Origin of the sequence: Nocardia sp. NPDC050378, from assembly GCF_040655675.1 — a bacterium.
Taxonomy (GTDB): domain Bacteria; phylum Actinomycetota; class Actinomycetes; order Mycobacteriales; family Mycobacteriaceae; genus Nocardia; species Nocardia coubleae.
In genome coordinates, this window is record NZ_JBFAKI010000004.1 from 85812 (window position 1) to 103235 (window position 17424).

At 68.9% G+C, this 17424-nt stretch carries 15 protein-coding genes; 7 read left to right on the plus strand and 8 right to left on the minus strand.

Going from position 1 to position 17424, the window contains the following annotated elements; translation table 11 throughout:
• Positions 1–86: 86 nt before the first annotated feature.
• The 3 genes from AB0I35_RS10585 to AB0I35_RS10595 form a co-directional block, all read right to left on the minus strand.
• A complete protein-coding gene (locus AB0I35_RS10585; RefSeq protein WP_357395549.1) occupies positions 87–1031 on the minus strand; it encodes a lysophospholipid acyltransferase family protein in 945 nt (314 codons plus the stop codon).
• A 5-nt stretch (positions 1032–1036) separates the two neighbouring features.
• Positions 1037–1855: a GNAT family N-acyltransferase gene (locus tag AB0I35_RS10590; RefSeq protein WP_357395550.1), complete on the minus strand. Its 819-nt coding sequence runs from the start codon at positions 1853–1855 to the stop codon at positions 1037–1039.
• 96 nt (positions 1856–1951) lie between these two features.
• Positions 1952–3253 carry an amidohydrolase gene (locus AB0I35_RS10595; RefSeq protein WP_357395552.1) on the minus strand — a complete coding sequence of 434 codons (1302 nt, stop codon included), beginning with the start codon at positions 3251–3253 and terminating at the stop codon, positions 1952–1954.
• 100 nt (positions 3254–3353) lie between these two features.
• Here AB0I35_RS10595 and AB0I35_RS10600 point away from each other — a divergent pair, with 100 nt between their 5' ends.
• The 5 genes from AB0I35_RS10600 (at position 3354) to AB0I35_RS10620 (ending at position 9719) form a co-directional block, all read left to right on the plus strand.
• Positions 3354–4448, plus strand: coding sequence for an Lrp/AsnC family transcriptional regulator (locus AB0I35_RS10600; protein WP_357395554.1), 1095 nt, complete (start codon positions 3354–3356; stop codon positions 4446–4448).
• 207 nt (positions 4449–4655) lie between these two features.
• Positions 4656–6185: an ABC transporter substrate-binding protein gene (locus AB0I35_RS10605; RefSeq protein ID WP_357395556.1), complete on the plus strand. Its 1530-nt coding sequence runs from the start codon at positions 4656–4658 to the stop codon at positions 6183–6185.
• Entirely contained in the window at positions 6182–7123 is a 942-nt protein-coding gene (locus tag AB0I35_RS10610; RefSeq protein ID WP_357395557.1) for an ABC transporter permease, read from the plus strand. The genes AB0I35_RS10605 and AB0I35_RS10610 overlap by 4 nt, the downstream gene beginning before the upstream one ends.
• The gene (locus AB0I35_RS10615) at positions 7120–8952 is read left to right on the plus strand and encodes a dipeptide/oligopeptide/nickel ABC transporter permease/ATP-binding protein (RefSeq protein ID WP_357395559.1); all 1833 of its coding nucleotides are present in this window, start codon (positions 7120–7122) and stop codon (positions 8950–8952) included. The genes AB0I35_RS10610 and AB0I35_RS10615 overlap by 4 nt, the downstream gene beginning before the upstream one ends.
• On the plus strand, positions 8949–9719 hold the full coding sequence (locus AB0I35_RS10620) for an ABC transporter ATP-binding protein (RefSeq protein ID WP_357395560.1): 771 nt from the start codon (positions 8949–8951) through the stop codon (positions 9717–9719). Before AB0I35_RS10615 ends, AB0I35_RS10620 begins: the two co-directional genes overlap by 4 nt.
• 57 nt (positions 9720–9776) lie before the next feature.
• Here the strand turns inward: AB0I35_RS10620 and AB0I35_RS10625 are convergent, their stop codons facing one another.
• Entirely contained in the window at positions 9777–11102 is a 1326-nt protein-coding gene (locus AB0I35_RS10625; protein WP_357395562.1) for an NAD(P)/FAD-dependent oxidoreductase, read from the minus strand.
• 136 nt (positions 11103–11238) lie between these two features.
• Here AB0I35_RS10625 and AB0I35_RS10630 point away from each other — a divergent pair, with 136 nt between their 5' ends.
• Positions 11239–12090 carry a LysR family transcriptional regulator gene (locus tag AB0I35_RS10630; protein WP_181698539.1) on the plus strand — a complete coding sequence of 284 codons (852 nt, stop codon included), beginning with the start codon at positions 11239–11241 and terminating at the stop codon, positions 12088–12090.
• A 13-nt stretch (positions 12091–12103) separates the two neighbouring features.
• Here the strand turns inward: AB0I35_RS10630 and AB0I35_RS10635 are convergent, their stop codons facing one another.
• Both AB0I35_RS10635 and AB0I35_RS10640 read right to left on the minus strand, forming a co-directional pair.
• Positions 12104–13606 carry a protein kinase gene (locus AB0I35_RS10635; RefSeq protein WP_357395563.1) on the minus strand — a complete coding sequence of 501 codons (1503 nt, stop codon included), beginning with the start codon at positions 13604–13606 and terminating at the stop codon, positions 12104–12106.
• Between the two features lie 92 nt (positions 13607–13698).
• A complete protein-coding gene (locus AB0I35_RS10640) occupies positions 13699–14676 on the minus strand; it encodes an aminoglycoside phosphotransferase family protein (protein ID WP_357395565.1) in 978 nt (325 codons plus the stop codon).
• Between the two features lie 88 nt (positions 14677–14764).
• Between AB0I35_RS10640 and AB0I35_RS10645 the strand changes: the two genes are divergently transcribed.
• Positions 14765–15208, plus strand: a complete 444-nt coding sequence (locus tag AB0I35_RS10645; RefSeq protein ID WP_357395566.1) for a GNAT family N-acetyltransferase — start codon at positions 14765–14767, stop codon at positions 15206–15208.
• A 408-nt stretch (positions 15209–15616) separates the two neighbouring features.
• On the opposite strand, the gene AB0I35_RS10650 is transcribed toward AB0I35_RS10645, so the two are convergent.
• Both AB0I35_RS10650 and AB0I35_RS10655 read right to left on the minus strand, forming a co-directional pair.
• On the minus strand, positions 15617–16573 hold the full coding sequence (locus tag AB0I35_RS10650) for an electron transfer flavoprotein subunit alpha/FixB family protein (protein ID WP_067493179.1): 957 nt from the start codon (positions 16571–16573) through the stop codon (positions 15617–15619).
• Positions 16574–16610: 37 nt separating this feature from the next.
• Positions 16611–17396 carry an electron transfer flavoprotein subunit beta/FixA family protein gene (locus AB0I35_RS10655; RefSeq protein ID WP_181698485.1) on the minus strand — a complete coding sequence of 262 codons (786 nt, stop codon included), beginning with the start codon at positions 17394–17396 and terminating at the stop codon, positions 16611–16613.
• Positions 17397–17424 lie beyond the last annotated feature (28 nt).

Sequence of the window (17424 nt, forward strand, 5' to 3'; positions counted from 1 at the left end):
GCCCCATCCCTTCCTCCGCAACTCCACAACCCGGGGGGGCGGTGGCCCCCCCCCCCCCCCCCGCCACCGGAACAAGACCGGGAGGGTTACCAGGCAGTAGCTCCGCTGGACACCGGCTCCTGCTGTGTCACCGAGGGGTCCTGCACGCGCGTATTGCCCGATTCGATCCATTCCGTGTCGAGCACACCGTGGCGCGAGCGGTCGGCGCCGCGAATGGCGCGCTCACACCGGCGCGCCAGATCACGGCGGTCGGTGCCGGGATGCTCGCGCGGTTCCAGCACGATCTCGACGGTCATGCCTTTGCTGCGCAGCACCCGCTTCGCCGAGTCGGCGAAGGTGTCGTCACCGACGAAACCCGGGACGGTGCACGGCATTCCGTCGCGGTCAAGGTAACGCAACCGCACCGGCTGCACCGGGGTGGCGGTGTCGACGGCGGCCTGGAACATGGCCGGGCGCAGCGAACCGTAGGCCCGGCCGCACCAGGTGGTGCCCTCGGGGAACACCACGATCCGGTTGCCCGCACTCAGCCGTCGCGCCACCTGCTCGACCACACCCGGCAATTCGCGCAACCGGGCGCGCTCGATCGGGATCACGCGGGTGAGCTGGGCCAGCCTGCCGAGCAGCGGCCACTCGACCATGTCGGCACGTGCCACGAAACTCACCGGTTGTACGGCGGCCAGCGCGACCACATCGGCCCAGCCGATGTGTCCGGCCACCACCATCATCGGCGTGCCCGGATCGGCGAACCCGGCCGCCGAGGCGTCGGCTCCGCGGTTGTCGATGACACGCAGCCGCATTCCCAAGCAGCGCAACGCCGCTCGGGCGTACCGGCGCTGCATGTCCTCGCGACGCGCCTTCGGGGTGGCGACCGTGAGAACCGGGAAACCGAGCACCAGTCCGGCCACCCCGGCCAGCCTGGTCAGCATTGCGGCGGTACCGACCTCGTCGATCGGTTCGATACAGCCGGAACCACAGGGGCTCGACGGCATCCACGAGTGCGAGTGGGGGGCGGGCGGCGCGTCGAACACCATGGCGGTTACTTCCCGTCGAAATTGGCGGCCGCGCTCTGCAGCCGCTCCAGGTACCGGGTGTTGATGGTTTCCATACCGAGCAGCGCGACGAAGTCGGCGACCGCGAAATCGGGGTCGTGCGCCGGTTCGCCGCAGATCTCGGCACCCAGGCGCAGGTAGCCGCGTAACAGCGGCGGTAGCTTCGGGCGGCTCGGCGGGGTCAGCTGGTCGAGGGACAGTCCGTCGACGACGACCGGGTTGTACGGCTCCACATAGCGTTCCGGGTCGCAGGAGTGGCGGCCGAGCAGCAGGTCGCGCACGCCGCGCACGTTCACCCCGGCGGGGTCCTGTGGGCTGTCCTGCATGGGCACCGAGACACACCCCATCACCCAGTCGTAACCGGTGAGCTGGATGTAGTGCAGGATGCCCGCCCACATGAGGGTGAGCACCGAGCCGTTGCGGTGGTCGGGCACCACGCACGCCCGGCCCATCTCCACGATGCGGTGGCCCGCCGGATCGAGGCGGGTGAGGTCGAATTCGGTCGCGGTGTAGTACCCGCCCGCCGCGATCACCTTGTCCGGCGGCAACATCCGGTAGCAGCCGACGAACTGTTCGGTGAACTCGTCACGAACGAGCAGGTGGTCGCAGTGTTCGTCGAACCGGTCGGCGTCCAGGCCGGTACCGTTGTCGGGCATCTGGAAACCGGGTTCGGCGGCGAAGACCTGGAAGCGCAAGCGCTGCGCGGCTTCCCGGTGCTCGGCGTCGGAGGCGACGACCAGCGAGTAACGAGACTTCCCCACCCCGGAGTCCGGCGCCGGCGCGGTCAACACGGACGAAATTGTCATGCTCTTGATGAAGCCAGCCCGACTTGGCATCGGGGCGACGCGTCAGTGTCGTGTCGATGCCCGTTCGGTGAACGAGACGGGGGTCACACCGAGCGTTCATTTTACGGCCGCGCAACGTTCGCCGACACTCAGTTCCGCCCGTACCGCGGCGACCATCGCGGTGATCGCGGCAGGCAGGGTGACCGCCGGATCAGGAGCGAACCGCGACGAGTGGTTCATCGGGAAACGCGCAGGCAGAGTGCCTTCGGCGAGAATATACGCGGCATCGTCGGCGCTGAACCGCTCGGCCGCGAAACCCCCGACATGCCAGAAGACCGAAGGACACCCCGCGGCGGTACCGAGGAGCCCGAAATCCTCGCTGCCGGTGAGCGGCCTGCGCAACGGGAGTACCGCCAGCCCCGTGGCGCCGAGTTCTTCCATCACCCGTTCGGTGACGCCAGGGGTGTTCACCGTCATCGGGAAGCGGTCGTAGAACTCGACCTCGGGCGCGACGGGGGTGCCCGCCGCAGCGGCCTCGGCGGCGACGATCCGCTCGATCGCCTCCATCATCTGCGCGCGTGAACGCTCGGAGAAGGTGCGCAGGGTGAGCTGAAGTTCGGCGGTCTCGGCGATGATGTTGGGTCTGGTCCCCACGTGCAGCGAACCCGCCGTGAGCACCGGACCCGCTCCCCGGGCGGCTTGGCGCGCGACCAAGCCCTCCAAGCGCAGGACCAGCGACGCGGCCATGGTCAACGGATTCACCGCCAGATGAGGGCTCGACCCGTGCCCGCCGGTGCCCGCCAGCCGCACCCGAATCGAGTCCGAGGCGGCCATCACGACGTCGCCGCGGGTGACGACCAGTCCGGCGGGCATCGGCCCGACATGCTGGCCGAGGCAGATGTCCGGGCGCGGAAAACGTTCCAGCAGCCCGTCGTTCAGCATCCCGGCGGCGCCGGAACCGGTTTCCTCGGCAGGCTGGAAGATCGCGACGACGGTACCGGGCACGGTGTCGCGGGCGGCCAGCTCCGCGCAGGCGCCGAGCAGGGCGGCGACGTGCACATCGTGCCCACACGCGTGCATCACGCCGTCGATCGTCGAGGCGTAGTCCAGGTCGGTGTCCTCCCGCACCGGCAGCGCGTCCATGTCGGCGCGCATCCACACGACCGGGCCCGGTCCGCCCCGCAGGACCCCGACCACGCCGGTGCCCCCGACTCGTTCGGTGACCTCCCAGCCCGACAGCGCGCGCAACTGTTCGGCGACCAGGCTCGCGGTGGCGAATTCCGCACCCGACAGTTCCGGGTGAGCGTGCAACTGCCGATACACCTGCTGCCAGCGGTCCTCGGGCGGCGCGGCGACGATCGATCGACCGAGCCCGGCGAGCGGGGACGGGGTGGATGCTGTACCGGTGTCGTTCACCACGGTGGGCTCCTCGTTCGGGAAGGGCGGGGTGCCATCACGGTGCCGACCGAGCCGCCGGACGGATAGAATTCGCCGGATCTCGCCACCGAAAGGCCCGACTGTGCAGAATTCCGCCACCCTGGACGAACTCGACTACCAATTGGCGGCGGCGCTGCAGGTGGCGCCGCGGGCGCAGTGGCAGCAGATCGGGCGTGCCCTCGGCATCGACGGATCGACCGCGGCGCGGCGCTGGGCACGCCTGCAGAGCGCGGGGTTGGCCTGGCTCACCTGCTATCCGCTCAGTATCGACGGCGTGGCGCCGATCCTCGCCGTTATCGAAATCGATTGCGCCCCAGGACAGTCGCACGAGGTAGCGGCCGAACTCGCGCTCGATGTGAACCTGGTGACCGTCGAACTCACCACGGGGGCGCGCGACCTGATGGTCACCGCGGCCTTCTTCGACCACGCCTCGCTGGCCCGCTACCTCACCTTCCGGCTCGGCACCCTCGACGGCGTGGTCACCACCCGTTCGCAGGTGGTGACCACTTCGTTCACCGAGGGCAGCCGGTGGCGGCTGGACCGGGCCCGGATGGCCCACACCTCGCTGCTCACCCCGCCCCGCCGCCGCTCCCCCGGCTACGGCTCCATCCGTGCCGAGGACATCCCACTGGTCACGGAACTCAGTCGCGACTGCCGCCGCTCGGTCACCGAACTGGCCGAGCGCACCGGGACGAGCCCGACGACCGTGCGCAGACGGTTGGCCCGGCTCGAGCACGACAACGCCATCGCCTATCGCTGCGAGGTGGCCCGTTTCGCCTCCGGCTGGCCGCTCAGCGTCACGTTCTGGGCCGCCGCGCCGCTGGCCCGCGTCCCGGAGATCGGCGCCGCGATCGCCGCGATGCGCGAGACCCGCATGTGCTACTCGCTGACCGGACCGCGCAATCTGATCTTCAACGTCTGGCTGCGCACGATGGCGGATATGCCCGCGTTCGAGACACGCCTGACCGAATCCATGCCGGATCTGACGATCGCCGATCGGTCGATGGCCCTGTGGCCGTTGAAGATCGGCGCCACCCTGCTCGACCCGCACGGACGCCACCTGCGTCACATCCCGATCGGTCGCTGGGAGGACAGCGCGGCGTCGAGCGCCGAGGACGCCCTCGTCGACATTCTGCGCGGCCGCTCCGCGTCGACGGGCACCGCTGTCGCGCAATAGCATTCGGTCCACCCGCCGGTAGGACCCGACCGCGGCCGAGCGAGCGGGAGTGACCCAGATCCACCTCATGGCGGATATCCGCGGCATGTGCGGCTAGACGGCGAATTTCCCTCATGGCGCGGTCTCTCCTGGCTGATATCTGCGATATATCGAGGTCCGGCAGTGGCGCTGATTCCTTGATGGCACCTCACGCATCAAGGAGTTCGCATGAAACGCCCCCTCTTCGCAGCGTGTGTCGCGGCGGTCGCGACCCTCGCCGCGTGCACGACATCGCAGACCGCAGGCCCAGCGGGCGAGGCGACCGTGCGCCTGGCCCTGACCTCCGACGTGGGCAGCTTCGACCCCGCGCGGGCGGCCGGGTCCTCCGAGTACGCCGTCGACCGGCTGCTCTACTCGACGCTGGTCGGCCTCGACGACAAGAACGTCGTCGTGCCACGCCTGGCCACCGCCTGGGACGTCACCGCGACGCAGGCCACCTTCACCTTGAAGAAGGGACTCACCTGTTCCGACGGCGCTCCGCTCACCGCGGGCCAGGTCGCGGCCTCGCTGGAGTACTTCCGCAAGACGGCCCCGGGCGCGGCATACACGTTCGGTCCGGCCAACGCCGGTGACAAGACCACCATCACCGGCGACGACGCGGCGGGCACCGTCTCGGTGCGCATGGCCACACCGTGGTCGGAGTTGCTCCCCTCGCTCGGTCTGGTCAACTCGGGCATCATCTGCAAGCCTGGCCTGGACGACCCGACGGGCCTGGCCACCGGCTCGGTGGCGGGCGCCGGCACCGGCCCCTACGTCATGACGGAGAGCGAACGCGGCTCCCGCTACCGGCTGTCCCTGCGCGAGGGTTTCGACGCCTTTCCCGCCTTCGCCGCCGGCCGGCCGGGTCGCTCGCCCGCCACGATCGAACTCAGCATCGTCAAGAGCGAATCAGCCGCCGCCAATCTTCTGCAGACCGGTCAGCTCGACTTCGCCGGCTTCACCGGCCCCGACGGCGCCCGGCTGGAACAGGGCTTCGACACCGCGACCGCGCCGATGGTGCGCAACTTCCTGTTCTTCAACCAGCGCACGGGCAAGCCGGGTGCCGACGCGGAGTTCCGTAAAGCCGTCGCACAAGCCATGGACGCGGCGGCCTACGACAAGGTTCTCGGCGGCTCGGGAACGCTGCTACGAAGCTATGTCGACAACACCGCCAACGTCTGCGCCAACACCGACGACGCCCTGCTGACCCGCCACGACCTCGCCGCCGCGAGCCGGGTGCTGACAGGCAAGAAGATCACCGTGACCGGCACCAACGCGATCGCCGACGGCGCGGGCAACACCTACGTCGCCGAGGCGCTGCGCGCGGCCGGTGCCGACGTGAAGCTGGTCAATGTCGACAACAACACCTGGGCGTCCTCGGTGCTGCCCGGCGGTGACTGGGACATCAACGTGATGGCGTCGCTGTCGACCACGCTGCTCACCGCGTCCAACCTGCTCACCGGCGCCGAACCGCCCCATGGGCGCAACTACGGCGCCACCCACAACGACGCCTTCGACCAGGGGCTGCGCGCGGCCGTCGTCACCACCGACCAGGCCGCCAAGTGCGCCGCCTGGCAGCAGGGTCAAGCGGGTCTGCTCAGCGCCGTCGACATCGTGCCGCTGTCGACGCTGAACGTGCGCTATGTGTTCAGCGCGGGTGTGCGGGCGCACATCCCCAACGGCCAGATCGACCTCAGCACCCTGCGGATCGGCTCGTGACCGGCTGGCTCGGCTTCGCGGTGCGCCGTGCGGCCGGACTCCTCGCGGTGGCGGTGGTGCTCGTCGTGGTCACCTTCGGCATGATCCAGCTCATTCCCGGCGATCCGGCCGAATCGCTGGCCGGCCAGAACGCGACCCAGGCCGATATCGCCCGCATCCGCACCGAACTCGGCCTGGACCGGCCACTGCTCACCCGCTTCTTCGACTACGTGTCGGGGCTGCTGCACGGTGACCTCGGCCGGTCGTTCCAGACCAGGGAGGCCGTCTCGGACGTGATCGCGACGCGGCTGCCGTTCACCGCACAGCTGGCGGTGTTCTCGCTGATCCTGGTCCTCGCGGTCGCGCTGCCCCTCGGCATCGCGGTCGCCGCACGACGCAGCGGGCGCACCGACGGAATGTTCACCCTGTCGACCGGCTTGCTCGGGGCGATACCGGAATACGTGGTCGGTACCGCGCTGGTAGTCGTCTTCGCGATCACCCTCGGTGTGCTGCCCGCCGGTGGTGCGCAGACCACGCAGTCGCTGATCCTGCCCGTACTGGCGATCAGCCTGCCGAGCATGTGTGTGATGGCGCGGGTGGTACGGCGCGAGGCCGCAAACGTGCTGTCGCAGGACTACATCCGTACCGCGCGCGGCAGGCGGCTGCCGCCGTTGCGGCTGTACCTACGCCACGTGCTGCCCAATCTGCTCACGGCCGTCATGACACTGAGCGGCCTGGTGCTCGCCTCGATGCTCGGCGGCACGGTGATCGTGGAGACCGTGTTCGCCTGGCCCGGCATCGGGCAGCGGGTGGTCGACGCGCTGCTGGTCCGTGACTACCCGGTGATCCAGGGTTGTGTCCTGGTCCTCGGCCTGTTGGCCGCCGTGCTGAACCTGCTGGTCGATATCGCGCTGGCGATTCTCGATCCGCGCTCCTCGCTGGTCGGAGGCAACCGATGAAGACCCGTCCCCATCCCTCCCTGGTCGCCGGTGCCGTCGGTTTCACCGCCGTCGTGCTCGTCGCCCTGCTCGCGCCACCGCTGCTCGGCGACACCGCCACCGCCATGTCCGACACCGTCCGCGGGGGCATCACCGCCGAGCACTGGCTCGGGACCGATTCGCTCGGACGCGACGTGTGGGCGCGCACGCTGGTCGCGGCGCGGCTCACCCTGGTGCTGACCACCGTGGCCACGGTGCTGGCCGCGGCGCTCGGCATCGCGATCGGCACCGCGGTGTGGGTGTCGGGTCCGCGAGTGCGCGAAATCGGGCTGCGGGTCATCGACATCATGGTCACCGCACCGACACTGATCATGGCGCTCGTGGTGGCGACCATCCTCGGCGCGGGCCCGACCGCCTCGGTGATCGCCATCGTGCTCGGCGGCTCGCCGTCGTTCGCGCGGCTCACCGCCAATCTCGCGGGCTCGGTGGCGGGACGCGACTTCGTCGCCGCGGCGAGGCTGCTCGGTGTGTCTCCGCTGCGGGTGATGACCAGGCATCTGCTGCCCAATATCGCCGGGCCACTGCTTGTCCTGTTCTCCTCCGCCTACGCGCAGGTACTTGTCGCGTTGTCGGGCCTGTCGTTCCTCGGGCTCGGCGTACAGAATCCCCAATTCGACTGGGGTTCGCTGCTCAACGGTGGCCTGCGCTCGCTCTACACCTCACCGGCGGAGGCGCTGGGGCCCGCCGTGGCCATCACGGTGACCGGGATGTTCGCCTCCCTGATCGGGGACGGACTGGCCGCGACGCTCGATCCGCGCGAACGCACCAGACCGCCACGCACCACGGCGGCCCCGAAGCCGGTGGCCCCGACCGCGGCCGCTCCGGGCGCGCTGCTGACCGTCACCGACCTCAGCGTCGAGCTCGACAGTGGTGTACGCCTTGTCGATTCGGTGTCACTACAGGTAGCTCCGGGCGAGATCGTCGGGCTCGTCGGCGAATCCGGCTCGGGCAAGTCGCTGACGGCGATGGCGGTGGCGCGGCTGCTGCCCGACGAACTCACCGTGCGCGCGGCCTGCCTCGACCTGGACGGTCTCGACCTGACCGCTGCCGACAGCGACCCGGTGCGGTTGGCGACCGCCATCGGCATCGTCTATCAGGACCCGTCGGCCTCCTTCAATCCCGCGCTGCGCATCGGTACCCAGCTCACCGAAGTGCCGCGTGTACACGGCGGATCCGGCCGCCGCGAGGCCCTGGCCCAGGCAGCCGAGGCGCTGCGCCGGGTACACGTGCGTGAACCCGAGACCGTGCTCGGTCAGTACCCGCACCAACTCTCGGGCGGGATGCGTCAGCGCGCGATGATCGCCGCGGCGGTCCTGCCGGATCCCCGTCTGATCATCGCCGATGAGGCGACCACCGCACTCGATGTGACAGTGCAGGCCGAAGTTCTCGACCTGCTGCGTGAGATCAACGACCGCGGCACCGGCATGCTGTTCATCTCCCACGACATCGGGGTGGTCGGCACGCTGTGCCATCGCGTGGTGGTGATGTACGCGGGGCGGGTGGTCGAAGAGCTGACCGCCGACGAACTGCGAGCCGGACAGGCACGCCATCCCTACACCCGGGCGTTGCTGGCGGCCAGCCCCACCCTCGACGGCAGCGCGTCCGGCGGCAGGCTCGCGACCATTCCCGGCCGCCCGCCCGCACCCGCCGACCGCCCGGCGGGCTGCGCTTTCGCGCCACGGTGCCCCCTCGCGGGGCCGCGCTGCGCGACCGAGTTACCGCCGCGGATCGACGGGGTGGCCTGCCACGTCGTCAATGCGCCCACAGCACAGGAGGTTCCGGCACGATGAACACAGGTCTGGCAATCACCGGACTCAGCATCGCCTACGGCCCCAAGGGGCGGGCGATTACCGTGGTCGACGATGTCTCGCTGGGGGTGCCGACCGGCGAAACCCTCGGTCTGGTCGGCGAATCCGGGTCAGGCAAGTCCACGATCGCCAAGGCGGTGGTCGGGCTGGTGACGCCTGCCGCCGGGCAGATCACCCTCGATGGGCAATCGCTCACCGGGAAGTCGTCGCGTGCGTTGCGGCGGCGCGTGCAGCTGATCTCCCAGGATCCCTACGCCTCGCTGAACCCGCGCATGACCATCGGCGCGGCCATCGCCGAGGCCGTCGACCCGACGCGCGCCGATCCGCGCAGGCACACCGAGGCGATCGGGCACTGGCTGGCGACGGTATCGCTGGATCCCGCTGTCGCCCGGCGCTATCCGCACGAGTTCTCCGGCGGTCAACGTCAGCGCATCGCGGTCGCACGGGCCCTCGCGGTGGAACCGGAGGTGATCGTCGCGGACGAGATCACCTCCGCGCTCGACTGTTCGGTGCAGGCCGAGGTGCTCAATCTACTGTTCGATCTACGCGAACGCCTCGCGTTGACGATGCTGTTCATCTCCCACGATCTGGCCGTGGTGCGTCACGTCAGTGACGCGGTGGCGGTGCTGCGCCACGGCAAGCTCGTCGAATCGGGGACGTGCGCGCAGATCTACGGGAACCCGTCCGCGGTCTATACCCAGCAGTTGCTGGCCAGCGTGCCCACATTCGCGACCACGTCACATCACTGACGTGCCCGGGCAACGACGAACGACCCGTCACACGGTGACGGGTCGTTGTCGTCGCTGTCAGACAGAGACCCGCTCGCGCCGGTCGGCGTTGTCCTCGACCTCGGGCCGGGTACCGGCCGGGGCCTCGGCGGCCCTCAGCGCGTCGACCTTCGTCTCGGCCGCTTCGGCGAAGCCAGGCCGGGCGGTGCCGATGAAGGCGACCAGCCAGCCCGCGACCGCCGCGAAACGGTTACGGAAGCCGACCAGGTAGAGCAGGTGCACGGCCAGCCACATCGCCCAGGCGATGGTGCCGCGGAAGGTGATGCGCTCGTTGAGCTTCACCACGGCGCTGAACCGGCTGATCACCGCCATGCTGCCCTTGTCCCAGTAGACGAACGGCGTGCCCGCGTCCTTCTTGCCGCGGATGATGTCGGCGGCGTGACGGCCCTCCTGCATGGCCACCGGCGACTGGCCGGGGTAACCGTTGAGCGAGGTCATATCGCCGATGGCGTAGATGTCGGCGTGCCCGCCGACGGTCAGGTCGGGGTTGATCAGGATGCGGCCCGCGCGGTCGGTCTCGGCGCCGGTGGCCTCGGCGAGCATGGTCGCGAAGCCGCCCGCCTGCACACCCGCCGACCACACGACGGTCTCGGCGGCGATACCGCGTTCGATACCCTCCTTGTCGCGGACGGTCACCTTGCCCTCGGCGATGTCGGTGACGAAGGTGCCGAGCAGCACCTGCACGCCGCTACCCTCGAGCGAACGCTTGGCGTACTCCGAGAGTCCGCCGCCGAACGGCGGGAGCACCGCGTCGGCGCCCTCCACCAGGGTGACCGAGACCTTCTGGTGGAAGTGCCTTTTCGCGAGCTCCTTGATCTGGCCCGCCACCTCGACGCCGGTCGCGCCCGCACCGACGACCACGAAGCTGAGCAGCTTGCGCTTGGTCGCCTCGTCGGCGTGCTCGGCCTTGGCGAAGACGGTGGCGATCTGGTCGCGCAGCCGTTCGGCGTCGTCGATGGTCTTGAGCGAGAAGGTCTTGTCGGCGAAGTCGTCGCGGCCGAAGTAGCTCTGACTGGCGCCGGTGGCCGCGATCAGCGAGCCGTAGCGGATCTGGCGGGTGCCCTCGGCGGTCTCGTAGGTGAGCACGGCGGCGTCGGCATCGATGCCGGTGACCTTGCCGAGGCGGACGTCGGCCTCGGGGTGGCGGCGCAGTACGTTCTTGATCGGCGGGGCGATCTCGTCGGAGTCGAGTACGCCGGTCGCCACCTGGTACAGCAGCGGCTGGAACAGGTGCTCCGGGGTGCTCGAGATCAACACGAAGTTGATTCGCGACTTGGCCAGCTGCTTGGCTGCGGCAAGTCCGCCGAAGCCCGAGCCGACGATGACGACATCGGTGTGTTCCATGATCGCGCGCTCTCCAAGATCGGTAATGAATCCTTTCCTATGAGTAAACGCGATGCGGAACGCAAACGTTTCCCCCGCGTGGGCGCATAATGAAGATGACTCTTATCTGCATAACTAATATATGGGAGGTCAGCAGGTGGAACTACGTCAACTTTCGTACTTCGTGGCGGTGTGCGAGGAGCTCAGTTTCAGCCGTGCGGCGAGCCGCTGCTTCATCTCCCAGTCGGCCATCAGCCACCAGATCGCGCGCCTGGAACGCGACCTCGGCGCGCAGCTCTTCGAACGGACCACCCGGGCCGTGGTGCCCACCGAAGCGACGCTGCGACTGCTCCCCCTGGCCAAGCAGATGCTGAGTCTCGAGTCGGCGATCCGGGCGGCCGTGCGCACGACCGGGCCACGAATTCGGTTGGCCGCCAACATGTCTTTCGCGGCGCCGTCGCTGTCCGCGATCGCCACGGCGCGGGCCGCCCACCCCGACGCCGAGATCGAATACGTCATCAAACCGTTCCGTCAGCGGATCACCGCCGTCGCCGACGGTGACTGCGATCTGGCCTTGATCCGCGGCAGCGTGGAACAGCCCGGTCTGGCCGTGGAACAGCTGTGGGTGGAAGACCTCGTGATCGCCATCTCCAGCAGTCACCCGCTCGCCGAACGCGGCGCCGTCACCCTCGCCGAACTCAGCCCCTACCCCCTGCTGCTCCCCCCGGAACAGGAGCAGGTGTTGTTGCACACACTCATCCGCTCAGCCTTCGCCGACCTCCCCACCGGCCCCACCTTCGGCCCCCCGATCCCACCCGACCACACAGCGACCATGGAGCTACTCAACCGCCCCGAGTCCTGGACGATCCTCTACGAAGGCCCAACCAAGGGTCTGCTCACCCTCGACCTCACCGACCACCGGCTACGCATACCGGTGTCGGCGGTGCTGCGCGAGGACGCTCGGGAGAATCCGATCGTCAAGACGCTGTTGGATGCGTTGCATCATTGACTGAGCAGGGCTGTCACCAGCGGTTGGCGCGCAACGCCTTGCGGTAGCGGATCCACCGCCCGGTCGACGGAGACAGTGCGCAGCCGACGATTCCGATGGCCGTCACCGCTCCGAGCGATGCCGCGACGGCACCCCAATAGACACCCTCGACGGAGGCGGCGACCGTGGCTCCGAGCCCGTACAAGACGGCCGGCGTCGCCAAGATTGTCGTCATCACCCGGCCCGACGTTCTGCCCTGCAACATCAGCGTTCCCGAGATCAGGGCGACAGCGGCGCCCGCGCCGAGCAGGCCGATGGCGACGGTGTTGCCCTCGGTGTCGAGTCCATCGGTGTTCGCCTCATTGGTCAGGTAGGCGGCCAGGACCGCGAATCCCAGCAGTACCGCGCCGATCAGCAGGGCACCGATACCAGCGATCGTCGCCGTTGCGCGGGAAGGAACAGCGCCGGGCGGCAAACCGGCCTGTGGAAGACGAGCGGGCACGGCAGGACCGAACCGTGGATCGGGCCAGGACTGCGGAATGTGCCCACCGGCAGCGTGCCCTTGGTGCGCGGGGGCGCTCCGAGGCTGCCGCGCGTACCCGTCGGCACCGTGCCAGGCATGCCCCATCGGCTGCTGGACGTGCCCCTCGGAGGGTGTGCTCGCCGCTGAAGAGACGGGCCACGGGTGGGGCGCGGCGGCCGGGCCGCCGTCGAGCGCATCACGCACAGCGCTGGCGAATTCCGTTGAACTGCTGAATCTTTCGTTGCGACGTTTGGCCATCGCACGGGCGATGACCGCATCGACGGCGGCCGGCAGATCAGGTCTGATCGCCGTGAGTCGCGGCACCGGCTGCGAAAGGTGACCCGCCACCACCTGGCCCGGGTTGGTCGCGGTGTAGGGCGGGTGCCCGGCGTACATCGCGAAGAGGGTGCAGGCCAACGAGTACTGATCGCTGCGGTGGTCGACGACTTCCCCGGACAGCTGCTCGGGGGAGGCGTAGGCGAGGGTGGCGGTGAATGTTCCGGTCGCGGTGAGCTGGGTGTTCGCCGTGGTTACCCGCGCGATCCCGAAATCGGTGAGGACCGCGCGGATCTCACGCCCGTGTTCGGGGTCGGCGATCAGGATGTTGCCCGGCTTCACATCACGATGGAGCACGCCGTGCTGATTGGCGTAGTCGAGGGCGGCGGCCGTCTCCCCGATCAGCCGAGCGGTCACCGCCGGGCCGCATGCCCGCGCGTCCCAGGTGGCGGCATCGGTGCCACGAATGCATTGCATCGCGATCCACAGATACCCGTCGTCGGTCCCGCGATCGAAGATCCCGACGATTCCCGGATGGTCCAGTTGCGCAACGACATCGGCTTCCCGCTCGAACCGTCGTTGCAGTTCGTGATCAGCGCTGAACTCCCGATTCAGCACCTTCAACGCCACACTGCGCGGCAGTCGAGGATGCTTGGCCAGATAGACCGTCCCCATCCCGCCCTGTCCCAGCACACCTTCCAGGTGGTACCCGGCGAAACTCGCCCCCGTCTGCAACACCGTCACTCCTCACCGCTCCCCCGCTCGCACCGAGCACGTTACCCGCGCCTGCTTGCGGTTCGCGCCGGAAGTCCTTCTCGACGGCCAGGAGATCACTCGGCTGTGCGTTCGAACGGGAGTCGCGCCAGCGCGTCGGCGACTGCGGCGTGGAGATCGCGCATTTCCGTGTCGTTGTCTTCGACGGCCCAGGTGAGTTCCTCGACGGTGCGGAGCAGGGCCCAGGCGCGGGCGCGTTCGGGGTCTACGTCGAGTGCCGCTGCCGTGGCGGCGATCACCGTGTCGGCGTGCTCGGGGGTCGGGTCGGACTGGATCTGGATCATCAGCAGGAAGCCCGCGTCGAAGGATGCTTCGCCGAGGCACGGCTTCGGGTAGATCAGAAGCCATGGTTCGCGTTCGGCGGCAACGATATTGCCGAGGTGGGTGTCACGGTTGACGATCAGGAGGGGGCCGTCCGGCTCGCTCAGTATGACGCACCAGCGCTCCACCAACATCCGTAGAGACGGTGAGATCACTTGCGCCACAGCAGGGTCGGTGAGCCGGGTCCGGAGGCCGTCTATGACGTCGGTCGCGGCGGGGAGGGCCGGAAAGCTGTCGGGAACGGCAGGCGCTGGTCGCCGGAGCCTGCGGTACAGCTCGCATGCCGACTTCACTTTCGCCGCGTTCTCCGGCCGTCCCTCGAGGCTCGGGAAGCCGGGCTGGGTGAGCAATTCCGTTCCTGGGAAAGCCCATTCGAGCAGCATCGCACCGGTGGCGGGGTCGAATTCGAGCAGCCGGACAGCACCGTCACCGTCGTAGGCATACAAGGCGGTCGCTTCGGCGATGTTCTCCTCGTCGACCATCGGCACCTTCAGCACGGCCCGCCGTCCGCCGTCGCGCCTGGCCCCGGCGACGTAGGCGTGTGTTCCGCCGCCGAACGGCGCGGTGAACTCGCTGAGCCCCCACCGCTCGGCCAGCCCGGCCACGACGTCCGGCAACTCGTCGATCCACCGCGCACCGGCCGCACCGAACACCGCACGAACCGTCTCCTCGACCGCCGACGGCAACTCCACAGGCAATCCACCCGGCACCATCAGCCCACCCTGCCGACGCCGACTCCTGCCGTCAATCGAATTCCTACGCTCTCGACAGACCACCAGCGAACCTGACAGCCTTCCGAACATGACGGATCCGCTCACCCCCGACTTCCCATCCGGCTACGAAGTCTCCACCGACACCGCCCGCATCGACGCGCAACGCGTCCACACCTGGCTGTCCACCGACTCGTACTGGGCGAAGGGCAGAACGCGCGAGAAGCAGGACAGCGCGATGGCCGGCTCCCTCAATTTCGGTGTCTACGACAGCGTTTCGGGCGAGCAGGTGGCCTACGCGCGGGTCGTCACCGACCGCGCCACTTTCGCTTGGCTCTGCGACGTGTACGTCGACCGCTCGGTGCGGGGCAAAGGCCTCGGCACAGCCCTGGCGACCGCCGTCCGCGACCACCTCGCCCCCTACGACCTGCGCCGCATCATGCTCGCCACCCACGACGCCCACGGTGTCTACGAGAAACTCGGCTTCGAGCCGCTGAGCAACCCGGAGCACTGGATGGCCCTCGAACTACGGTGAGCGCTACTGGCTAGCCGAGTCAGAAATCCAAGGACAGCCAATCGATTTCGATGGAGAAGGGGTACGGGAACGAGATACCCGGCGCGGAACCGCGAGCGAGCCTTCTTCGCTTCGACATCGGCCGGCGTGTTCGACGGTGACAGCACTTCACCTACCAGAACAGTGTCGGAGGCACGGACATCGGAGCCCGGTGGCAGGCAGCGGTGCACGAGGAAGTCCGGCGTCACAGCTCGACCTGCGCGGCGATCTCCTCCGGTAGCGCCTCGAGCTCCTCCCAGGTCATCGACTCGGGAAGATCAGGGTGATCGACGCTCGGCATGGCCATGTCCCCATGCTACGCAGCGGAAACGCAAAACTCGCCAGACCTGACGTCTCTCGACGACAGATCTGGCGAGTCAGCGGACGAGCCTAGCCCTTGTGGGACTTGACGGCGTCGGTCAGCTGCGGGGCGACGTTGAACAGGTCGCCCACGATGCCGTAGTCGGCGATCTCGAAGATGGGAGCCTCTTCGTCCTTGTTGACCGCGACGATGGTCTTCGAGGTCTGCATGCCCGCGCGGTGCTGGATGGCACCGGAGATGCCGAGGGCGATGTAGAGCTGCGGGGAGACGGTCTTACCGGTCTGACCCACCTGGAACTGGCCCGGGTAGTAGCCCGAGTCGACGGCGGCACGCGAGGCGCCGACGGCGGCACCGAGCGAGTCGGCCAGCGCCTCGACGACCGAGAAGTTGTCGGCGGAACCGACACCGCGACCACCGGAGACGACGATGCTCGCCTCGGTGAGCTCCGGACGGTCACCGGCGACGACCGGCTCACGGGAGACGACCTTGACGACGCCCTCTTCCTGCGCGGGCACGGCCACGGCGACCTGCTCACCGGCGCCGGCCTGCGGGGCGGCCTCGATGGAGCCGGGGCGCACCGAGATCACCGGCACGTCGCCGGTGGCCTTGGCGTCGACGGTGAACGCGCCACCGAAGATGGAGTGCACGGCCGAGCCGTCACCGTTGACGCCGATGACGTCGACGAGCAGACCGGAGCCGATGCGCGCGGCGAGGCGGCCCGACACCTCCTTGCCCTCGGCGGTGGCGGCGACGATCACGGCGGCGGGGGCGGCGGACTCGACGAGCGAGGCGAGCACGTCGACCTTCGGGGTGACCAGGAAGCTCTCGACCTCGTCGCCCTCGGCGACGTAGATCTTCTCGGCGCCCGCGGCGGCCAGGGCGGCGGCCAGCTTGTCGGCGGTACCGGGGGCACCGGTCACGACGGCGGCCGGGGTGCCCAGCGCGCGTGCGGCGGTGAGCAGTTCGGTGCTGACCTTCTTGACGGCACCGTCGGCGTGCTCGACGAGCACAAGTACTTCAGCCATTGTTCTTTCTCCTAGGGAAGTTCTCGGACGGTCCGGATCAGATGATCTTCTGGCCGATGAGGTAGGTGGCGATCTGCTTGCCGCCCTCGCCCTCGTCCGCGATCTTCTCGCCCGCGGTGCGAGCGGGCTTCGGGGTGGCGGCGGTGACCGCGGTGCCCGCGTTGGCTACACCGACGGTCGACGGGTCGATGCCCAGGTCGGCGAGGGTGAAGACCTGAACTTCCTTCTTCTTCGCGGCCATGATGCCCTTGAAGGACGGGAAGCGCGGCTCGTTGATCTTCTCGTTCACCGAGACGATCGCGGGCAGGGTGGCCTCGAGCTTGAACACACCCTCGTCGGTCTCGCGCTCGCCGGTGATCTTGTCGCCGTCGACGGTGAGCTTGCGCAGGTGGGTGAGCTGCGGGATGCCCAGGTACTCGGCGATGATCGCCGGGACCGCACCCGCGCGGCCGTCGGTGGACTCGTTGCCCGCGATGACCAGCTCCACGCCTTCGACCTGGCCGAGCGCACCGGCGAGCACCCAGGCGGTCTGCACGGCGTCGGAGCCGTGGATCGCGGGGTCGTTGATGTGGATGGCCTTGTCGGCACCCATGGACAGCGCCTTGCGGATGGCCTCGGTGGCGCGATCCGGACCGGCGGCCAGCACGGTGACCTCGCCGCCCTGGGCCTCCTTGATCAGCAGCGCTTCCTCGACGGCGCGCTCGTTGATCTCGTCGAGGACGGCGTCGGCGGCCTCACGGTCGAGGGTGTAGTCACCATCGGTCAGCTTGCGCTCGGACCAGGTGTCGGGGACCTGCTTGATGAGTACGACGATGTTCGGCATCGGTCTTCGTCGACCTCCTTCTGGGTTA

Bases quoted from the DNA above. Each gene is read 5' to 3' on its own strand.
- AB0I35_RS10655 (WP_181698485.1), bottom strand. From the start codon at position 17,396: ATGCCGAACATCGTCGTACTCATCAAGCAGGTCCCCGACACCTGGTCC.
- AB0I35_RS10615 (WP_357395559.1), top strand. From the start codon at position 7,120: ATGAAGACCCGTCCCCATCCCTCCCTGGTCGCCGGTGCCGTCGGTTTC.
- AB0I35_RS10625 (WP_357395562.1), bottom strand. From the start codon at position 11,102: ATGGAACACACCGATGTCGTCATCGTCGGCTCGGGCTTCGGCGGACTT.
- AB0I35_RS10640 (WP_357395565.1), bottom strand. From the start codon at position 14,676: ATGGTGCCGGGTGGATTGCCTGTGGAGTTGCCGTCGGCGGTCGAGGAG.
- AB0I35_RS10605 (WP_357395556.1), top strand. From the start codon at position 4,656: ATGAAACGCCCCCTCTTCGCAGCGTGTGTCGCGGCGGTCGCGACCCTC.
- AB0I35_RS10650 (WP_067493179.1), bottom strand. From the start codon at position 16,573: ATGGCTGAAGTACTTGTGCTCGTCGAGCACGCCGACGGTGCCGTCAAG.
- AB0I35_RS10590 (WP_357395550.1), bottom strand. From the start codon at position 1,855: ATGACAATTTCGTCCGTGTTGACCGCGCCGGCGCCGGACTCCGGGGTG.
- AB0I35_RS10585 (WP_357395549.1), bottom strand. From the start codon at position 1,031: ATGGTGTTCGACGCGCCGCCCGCCCCCCACTCGCACTCGTGGATGCCG.
- AB0I35_RS10645 (WP_357395566.1), top strand. From the start codon at position 14,765: ATGACGGATCCGCTCACCCCCGACTTCCCATCCGGCTACGAAGTCTCC.
- AB0I35_RS10620 (WP_357395560.1), top strand. From the start codon at position 8,949: ATGAACACAGGTCTGGCAATCACCGGACTCAGCATCGCCTACGGCCCC.